Genomic DNA, 3,437 nt, shown 5'->3' with positions numbered 1-3,437 from the left:
ATCAGGTGGGTCTGATAGCCAAAGGGAATTAAAAAGCAGGCGCTGGCACCGTAGGCAACTGCCATCACAAATGGCAAGGGGTCGACACCAAAGGCTTGGGCGGTGCTCCAGGCAATAGGGAAAGCCAGGGCGGCAGCGGCGTTATTGGTAACTGTTTCGGTTAGCAATAGGGTTAGTAGGTAGCAACCAATAAAGGCAGCGTAAACGCCGTAACCGCTAAACATCCACTGCATCCCACCTGCCAGAACAGCGGCGGCCCCTGAATTTTCTAACGCTTGCGCTATCCCCAATGCAGAACCAATAATCAGCCAAAGCTCAAACGGAAAGCGGCGGCGCAACTCTGCCAAGCTAATCACTTTTAATAGCAATAGGCCGCCCAGCAACAGTAGCAAGCCATGAAACAGCGGTAGCAAGTTGGCCGTCGCCAGTGCGATAACCGTTGCAAACCCGCCCAGGGTAATAGCGCTCTCTTTTCGCGTGAGCTGCGGGCGTGTGAAACTGCCACTGAGCAGATGGAAGTTACGGTCTATATTGCGGTGTTGACGAAAGTCGGCACTCACAGCCAGGAGCAGGCAATCGCCCACCCGCAGGGGGATTTTGCCAAGCTGACCCTCCAGGCGTTTACCGCCACGGCGTATGCCGACAACCCCTGCACTAAACATACTGCGGAAATCGACGTCCTGTAGGGTTTTGCTGGAAAGTTCTGATTCGTGGGAAATAACCACTTCTACCAAATTGGTGGCGAGTAGGTTATCGGCTTGATGGCCAAATAGATTGAGCCCAGGAAAGCGTTGTAGTGCCTGAACTTTGCTCACTTCTCCAGTAAACACGAGCGTATCGGCCGCTTGAAGGCGTTCTTCTGGCGCAACCGGGCTGATTAGGCGGCCTTGACGTTCAATTTCTAATAGATAAAGCCCATTTAGGCTTCTTAATCCGTTCTCTTCAATACTTTTGCCAATCATCGGTGAGTCAGCTTCTACATCGGCAGCAAGAAAGTAGGAGAGCTTTTCGTCGGTGTCTTCCAAGCGATGGTGAGGTAGGGCATTCGCCCGCAATAGCAGTATACATAGCGTAATTAATGCGACAGGCACGCCCACTAAACTGAATTGAAACATGCCTAGCTCACTACCGCTGGCGCTAAGATTAAATGAGTTCACCACCAAGTTAGTGGATGTGCCTACCAGCGTAGTGATCCCTCCTAAAACCGAGGCGTAGGAAAGCGGAATTAATAGCCGTGATGGTGCAATGCGCTGTTGGCGGGAAATAGCCCCTAAAAATGCCGCAACGACTGCGGTGTTGTTCAAAAATGCAGAAAGCACCGCGGTGCTGCCCATTAGCCGAGCCGTGGCTAAGCGGGGGTGGCCTTTGAGTAAGTGGCGGGAAAGCCAGTCCAGCAGTGGCGAGCGCTCTAATGCAAGTGATACCAATAGTAGTAAGAGTAGCGTAGCCAAGGCGGGGTTGGTGTATTGCATTAGCAACGTGCTGGTATCAACAAACCCAAACAGCAAAAACAGGCCTGCAAGTGTAACAAAGGCAATCGCAGGCTTAACCTTGCCGCTGATTAGTAGGACGAGCAAAACAGTAATTGAAAATAAAACGGCCCAGGGAGTCATTGTGGGTCCTTATAAAACCAAAAAATACGCTAGGTGCTTGCTGGATTTTACGCAGGCTTTTATGATGGTGTCTAATAATTGCTTTAAATAGTATTTTCCAATGATAAATATTTTTTAAAAATCAAAAGGTTAAAAGATATATTGAGCACTAAACATTTATCGCCTGAATTGTTGAATGCGCGTCGTAAGCAGGCTGTTCAGCTACGCTTAGATGGCTACACCGTCGCGGTGGTCAGTCAACAAACAGGGTTGTCAGCGCCTACTGTTTCGGCAGCGTGGAAAGCCTTTCGTGAAGGCGGGTGGGCGGCTGTTCCTGTTAAGCCACGTGGGCGGTTAAAAGGTCAGGCAAACGTGCTTAGTGCGGATGTTCAATCGTTATTGTGGCAGGCGCTTTTTCAACAACCTGCTCAAGTATCAGATCAAGTTCCAAGCCAATGGGCAGAAGAGACGCCGCATTTGATTGAGCCAGGCTGGAGCAGTGCCGGATTAGCCGAGTGGTTGGCTATTCAGAATGGTGTTGTGCTCTCTCAGCGGGCCATTGAACATTGGTGGGAAGCGCAGGGGCTAAAGCATGAGCCTTGGAAACTAAGTGCCTTAGCAACGCAGCGCTCACAACAGGGTCGCTGGTTTCGAACCGCAGTAGCTCCGCGCTTCAATAAGCTGAAAGAGGCTGACCAGCGGTGGCAGGGGGGCGTTCGACATGTTGCTCATCCTACGAAGTCGCTGTTCCAGATTTATTTGCATGGGTCGAGAGGCCGTTTGCTGATGCGCTGCTTTGAAAGCCCGCCAGACGCCCAGGCATATCTATCTGTATTTGCTGCCTTGAACGCCAATGGCGTGAAGGTGCTGGTGTTTCAGGGAGCGTTGCTAACCGCTAGCCCTGAAATTACCGATTGGTTGGCGCAGCAGACGCCGTTTTGTCTAGTGCCTGTGCCTGCTAATTTAGCGCTTAGTGCCTAACAGCACCTGAGGTAAGCAAGGTAAATCGTTATTCAGCATCAACATGCTGCTAATTTTGCAGGGTTTTTAAGGCGGTGCTGCGAGCGACCACTTGAAAACAGTTTTTAACACAACGTCGGGAAAGATGATGACATCACTCACCCATTTACAGCGACTGGAAGCGGAAAGCATCCAGATTATGCGCGAAGTGGTCGCCGAGGCCGAAAACCCGGTAATGCTTTATTCCGTAGGTAAAGACTCTGCGGTCATGCTGCACCTGGCACGTAAGGCGTTTGCGCCTGGGCCGCCGCCGTTTCCATTGTTACACGTGGATACGCGCTGGAAATTCCGTGCGATGTATGAATTCCGCGACAAAATGGCCGAAGAGATTGGTATGGATCTTCTGGTGCATATCAACCCAGAAGGCATTGAGAAGGACATTAACCCGTTTACGCATGGCTCGGCGATTCATACCGATGTGATGAAAACCGAAGGCCTGAAGCAAGCACTTGATAAGTACGGGTTCGATGCGGCCTTTGGCGGTGCTCGTCGTGATGAAGAGAAGTCTCGTGCTAAAGAGCGTGTGTTCTCTTTCCGTTCTGCTCAACACCGTTGGGACCCGAAAAATCAGCGTCCTGAGCTGTGGAAGCTGTACAACACGCGCAAGAACCCTAAAGAGTCTATTCGCGTGTTCCCCATCTCTAACTGGACTGAGCTGGATATCTGGCAGTATATCCATCTGCAGAATATTCCCATTGTGCCGCTTTACTACTCGGCAGAGCGCCCTGTGGTTGAGCGTGACGGTGCGTTGATCATGGTGGATGATGAGCGCATGCCGCTGGAGCCGGGTGAAGTCCCGATGATGCGTAAGGTTCGTTTCCGCAC

The 3,437-nt window shown here is 51.2% G+C and carries 3 protein-coding genes; 2 read left to right on the top strand and 1 reads right to left on the bottom strand.

Going from position 1 to position 3,437, the window contains the following annotated elements:
• Window positions 1–1,613, bottom strand: a 1,613-nt coding sequence (locus tag INT22_RS18915; RefSeq protein ID WP_193068755.1) for an SLC13 family permease, incomplete at its 3' end; no start/stop codon positions are given.
• A gap of 141 nt (window positions 1,614–1,754) precedes the next feature.
• Here INT22_RS18915 and INT22_RS18910 point away from each other — a divergent pair.
• Window positions 1,755–2,573 (top strand): helix-turn-helix domain-containing protein, encoded by an 819-nt coding sequence (locus INT22_RS18910; RefSeq protein WP_193068754.1) that lies wholly within the window; start codon window positions 1,755–1,757, stop codon window positions 2,571–2,573.
• Between the two features lie 127 nt (window positions 2,574–2,700).
• On the top strand, window positions 2,701–3,437 hold a 737-nt coding region (cysD, locus tag INT22_RS18905), incomplete at its 3' end, for a sulfate adenylyltransferase subunit CysD (RefSeq protein WP_226912917.1).

Source organism: Halomonas sp. 3D7M, from assembly GCF_014897885.1.
In the GTDB taxonomy this organism is placed as follows: domain Bacteria; phylum Pseudomonadota; class Gammaproteobacteria; order Pseudomonadales; family Halomonadaceae; genus Vreelandella.
Note: the sequence above shows the minus strand (reverse complement) of the source record. Positions and strands in the feature narration are given on the sequence as shown.